The 4381-nt window shown below is 71.9% G+C and carries 5 protein-coding genes; 3 read left to right on the top strand and 2 right to left on the bottom strand.

Annotation, left to right across the window (positions count from 1 at the left end; genetic code table 11):
• Nucleotides 1-93: 93 nt before the first annotated feature.
• Both FV222_RS18300 and ureG read left to right on the top strand, forming a co-directional pair.
• Nucleotides 94-768, top strand: a complete 675-nt coding sequence (locus tag FV222_RS18300; RefSeq protein WP_147762829.1) for an urease accessory UreF family protein — start codon at nt 94-96, stop codon at nt 766-768.
• A gap of 22 nt (nt 769-790) precedes the next feature.
• Nucleotides 791-1405 (top strand): urease accessory protein UreG, encoded by a 615-nt coding sequence (ureG, locus tag FV222_RS18295; protein WP_147751441.1) that lies wholly within the window; start codon nt 791-793, stop codon nt 1403-1405.
• 117 nt (nt 1406-1522) lie between these two features.
• Here ureG and FV222_RS18290 read toward each other — a convergent pair whose 3' ends face one another.
• A complete protein-coding gene (locus tag FV222_RS18290) occupies nt 1523-1855 on the bottom strand; it encodes a hypothetical protein (RefSeq protein WP_246685532.1) in 333 nt (110 codons plus the stop codon).
• Nucleotides 1856-2320: 465 nt separating this feature from the next.
• Between FV222_RS18290 and FV222_RS18285 the strand changes: the two genes are divergently transcribed.
• A complete protein-coding gene (locus FV222_RS18285; RefSeq protein ID WP_147815334.1) occupies nt 2321-2953 on the top strand; it encodes a PAS domain-containing protein in 633 nt (210 codons plus the stop codon).
• 40 nt (nt 2954-2993) lie between these two features.
• Here the strand turns inward: FV222_RS18285 and FV222_RS18280 are convergent.
• Nucleotides 2994-4381 (bottom strand): TadG family pilus assembly protein (locus FV222_RS18280; RefSeq protein ID WP_147815333.1); only part of this gene is annotated, 1388 nt, incomplete at its 5' end.

The raw sequence follows: 4381 nt of genomic DNA, 5'->3' as shown, positions 1-4381 counted from the left end.
GCCACGCCCCGGCGCATGGCCACGATGCCGGCCACCCCGGCGAGCCTGCGGGCGGCCACGCCCACCATCACGGCGACGGGCGCTACCACACCCATGATTGAACGCATCCGGCTGATGGCGTGGCTGTCGCCGACCTACCCGGTCGGCGCCTACGCCTACTCGCACGGGCTCGAATGGGCGGTGGAGGCGGGCGATGTCGCCGACGAGGCGGGCATCGCCGGCTGGCTCGGCGACGTGATGGAGCACGGCGCCGGCCGCAACGACCTGATCCTGGCAGCCCACGCCCACCGCGCCGTTGCTGCGGGGACGATGCCGGAACTCGCCGCGATCAACGATCTCGCCCTGGCGCTGGCGCCGTCGCGCGAGCTCCACCTCGAGACGAGCCAGCAGGGCCGCAGCTTCCTCGACGCGACCCTGGCGGCGTGGCCGTGCCCACCCCTCGACGCGGTCGCCGAGGCGCTGCCGGGAGCGGTCGCCTACCCGGTCGCGGTGGGGGCTGCGGCGGCGGCGCACCGCATGGAACGGCCGGCGCTTCTGGCCTCCTACGGCCTCGCCTTCATCCAGAACCTCGTCTCGGCGGCGTTGCGCGCTGCGCCGATCGGGCAGGCCGCGGGCACCCGGATCATCGCGGCCTTGAGCCCCCGCATCGCCGCGCTCGCGGAGCAGGCCGAAGCCTGCAGCCTCGACGACCTCGGCTCGGCGACGCTTCGCCTGGATCTCGGCTCGTTCCGGCACGAGACCCAGTATTCGCGGATCTTCCGCTCGTGATCCTCTGACGGAGCTTGCCCGCATGGCATCGAACAACGGACCTCTGCGCGTCGGCATCGGCGGCCCCGTCGGCTCGGGCAAGACCGCGCTGATGGAGCAGCTGTGCAAGCGCTTCCGCGACACCTACGAGATCTGCGCGATCACCAACGACATCTACACCAAGGAGGACGCCCGCATCCTCACGGTGGCCGGCGCGCTGCCCGAGGAGCGGATCATGGGGGTCGAGACCGGCGGCTGCCCGCACACGGCGATCCGGGAGGACGCCTCGATCAACCTCGCGGCGGTGGCCGAGATGCGCCGGCGCTTTCCAAAGCTCGACCTGATCCTGATCGAGTCGGGCGGCGACAACCTCGCGGCGACCTTCTCGCCGGAGCTTGCCGACATCACGCTCTACGTCATCGACGTGGCGGGCGGCGAGAAGATCCCACGGAAAGGCGGCCCCGGCATCACCCGCTCGGACCTGCTCATCGTCAACAAGACCGACCTCGCGCCGCTGGTCGGCGCCGACCTCGGGGTGATGGAGGCGGACACCAAGCGCATGCGCGGGACGCGGCCCTACGTGTTCGCGTCCCTGCGCGAGGGCGCCGGGGCCGACGCGGTCGCGCGCTTCGTCGTCGAGGCCGGCGGCCTCGGCTAGGTCGCGCCGCGTCATACCAAATCCGGTTGATCCCTTCGGGATGGCGGATTTTACCTTCGCTCATGCGCCGCGCGGGCTTGCCGATACGGCAGCCGCTTTCATCAAGCGGATGCCGTATCAGTGCTCGGCGTTGGCCGAGCGTGCGCGGGGCGCGGCCGTGCCGCGCGGGACGCCGCCCATCAGCGCGTCGAGCCGGCCCATGCGGGCCGAGAACTTCTGGGCGGTCTCGAAGGCGGCGCGGTCGCGCGGGGTCATCGGCTTCCCACGCGCGTCGCGGGCCTGCGCCGAGGCGATCGGCAGGGCCACGAGCACGAGGGCGGCGATGCGCAGGGACGAGGTCATGACCAGCACTCCATGCCGGATGCGGCGCGCCCCGCGCGCGCGCAGCCCGGCCTTCGGCAGCTTTTCAACGTAGGGGTGAAACTGCGGCCAAGCTGTGCGCTGGCGCACCGCTTTGGCCGGCTATCCGCGCCTCGACAGCCGGAACGATCGATGCGAGGTTCGCAAGGTCAACGGGTTGCGCGCGACCGCATCGTGTCGCCGGCTTCGATGGAGTGGGCATGTCGCCGGAATTGCAGGAATCGCGTGCGGCCCTGATCCTGATCGCCGCGGTGGTCGTGTCCGTGCTGATCTTCGGGGCCGTGACGCTGTTCAGCCAGATCGGCTGACGCCCCCGCACACCCTGCCTCCCGGCGCCCGACTTCGCTGCGTCTCGGCCAGGGTACCCTTGCGGGGACCGCGAGACCTCGCGATCGGCATCGCCGGGGCGGCACGACCGTGAAACCCGTCGGGATCGGTAGAATGCAGCGGGGTCGAGCCTGGAGCGCGTGTTGAATTAACTCTCTATTAATTCCATCCTTGGTTGTATGTCGCCGGTTCCCGAGCGAAATTACAACCGAACCGTGGAGGTCCTCCATGCGCCCCGAAGTCATCGATCGGCCCCGTGCGTTGCCCGTCGACCTCACCGCAGCCCTGTCGGCCTCCGGCGTCGTCGGAACCTGGTCGTGGTCGGCCCAGCCCGATCGCTGCATCCTCGATGCCGGGGCCGCCGACGTGCTGGCGGGGGACCACGCGATCGCCGGGCTGCCCGTCCCGTTCGAGCGCGCCAAGGCCCGGGTGCATCCGGACGACCTGCCCAAGCTGTCGCGCCACTTCAAGCGCCTGCGCCGGAGCGGCGGCCTGTTCGTCGCGGAATACCGCACCGTCTCGGCCACGGGCCGCGTGCGCCGGATCCTCGACCGCGGCCGTCTCGTCCGCAGCGAGGCCGGGACCGTGCTGCACGGCCACGGCATCATCATCGACGTCACCGAGGGCGACCTCGACCTCGGCGCCTTCAGCGAGCGCCCAGACCCGGCGACGATCCTCGACACCGCCGCCGCGCACGCCCTCGCCTGCCGCGAGTCGATCGACCATCTCGACAACTCGGAGTTGCGTCTGCTCGTCGATGTGCTGCTCCTCAGCCTCGGCCAGCAGATCGCCGCCCTGTCGCGCGGGCAAGCACGCGGGTCGGCACGCGGGTCGGCACGCGGGCTCGGACGCGGGCACTGATCGAAAGCGAGGCCCCCGCCTCGCGCCATGCACGCGCGGGCTACTGAACCAGCACGGCTTGGTTGCACATCGTGCCGTCGACGGTGACGTCGGCGTAGCCGAGGCGCAGGCCGAGGATGCGCAACGTCGTGTCGAGCACGCCGTCGAGGGCCGGCGTCACCGCCATCAGTGCGGTGGACAGGAGCGGCCCGAGCAGGGGCGGCACGATCATCAGCCCGTTGATCGAGAGGGACAAGCCCTGGACGAGGCTGCCGGTCAGCGACTGCGTCAGGCCGGTCGTGGACACGGTCTTCGTGATCTGGCGCGTGATGTCGTCGTTGGAGAAGGTCAGGGTCTGGGGCGTCGGGCTGGCGATGGTCGCCCGCGCGGTGCCCTGCACGGTCAGCAGCGGCAACGCGATCAGGTTCGCGGGGCGGGTCAGGTCGGGGGTGGCGGCGCCGACCGCGATGCTGCTGCGGGACACGTTGGCTATGGCGAGCGTCGCGAGGCCGGGCTGGGCGTCCACCGTCACCTGCCGCCGGGTCGCGGCGGTCCAGGGGCAGGCGATGGTGCGCAGGGTCGCCGAGGCCTGCGCCGCCTCGACATAGATCGGCAGGGTCACGGTTCCGAGGCCGAGCGGCGCCGTCAGCGTCGTCTCGATCAGCAGGCGCACCTGCGCGGTGTGGACCGTGGCGTTCGCCGTGCCCGGCTGGACGTAGCCCGAATCCTGCCGCCGCTCGCCGATCGCCAGCGTCAGGCGGGTGCCGAGAAGGCCCGGCACCGTCGCGCCGAGGTCGAAGGCGATCTGGTTCTGGCCGTTGGCGCCCGCGGCGATGTCGGCGAGCACGTCCATCAGGCCGACCAGGGGGCCGGCGGCGCCGCGGGCGGGGGACAGCGCTCCCGCGTCGCCGAGGTCGACGACCTGCGCGACGGGAACCAGCGCGCCGGCGTTCGGCAGCGCGGCCATCAGATTGGCCAGGGCCGTCACCGCGGCGCCGGCACCGGAGGTGCCCTGCGCGGCGACCTTGAGGGCGGCGATGAGCTGCCCGACGCTGGCCTTGGCGGCGACGAGGTCGGCGTAGTTCGCCGCCTGGAGGTTCAGGCCGACCGCCAGCGCGTCGAGGAAGCGGAAGGCGTCGACTTGGGTCGACAGCAGGGCGTTGTAGTCGAGGACGGAGAGCGACAGCTTGGTGCCCAGCATCGCACCGAGCAGGGCGTTGGCGACGCCGCCGTCGAGCGCCGCCACGCCGGAACCGATCGAGAGGGCCGCGAACCGGGCGCTCGCGGCCGTGCCCGTCACCTGGATCGGCACGGTCTTGGGCAGGCCGAGCACCTGCGCGAAGTGCACCGGCACCCCCGTCTTCAGCCCGACGCGGACGGCGTTGGCTGGGCTGGCGCCGGCCTGGAACCGGCCGGCGGGGGCGACCTTGGCGTCGCCGACGTAGCTGC

The organism is Methylobacterium sp. WL103, from assembly GCF_008039885.1.
GTDB lineage: Bacteria > Pseudomonadota > Alphaproteobacteria > Rhizobiales > Beijerinckiaceae > Methylobacterium > Methylobacterium cerastii.
This window is presented reverse-complemented; position numbering and strand designations above follow the sequence as displayed.

Coding starts and splice junctions, on each gene's coding strand:
- FV222_RS18300 (WP_147762829.1), top strand. CDS start 94: ATGATTGAACGCATCCGGCTGATGGCGTGGCTGTCGCCGACCTACCCG.
- FV222_RS18285 (WP_147815334.1), top strand. CDS start 2,321: ATGCGCCCCGAAGTCATCGATCGGCCCCGTGCGTTGCCCGTCGACCTC.
- ureG (WP_147751441.1), top strand. CDS start 791: ATGGCATCGAACAACGGACCTCTGCGCGTCGGCATCGGCGGCCCCGTC.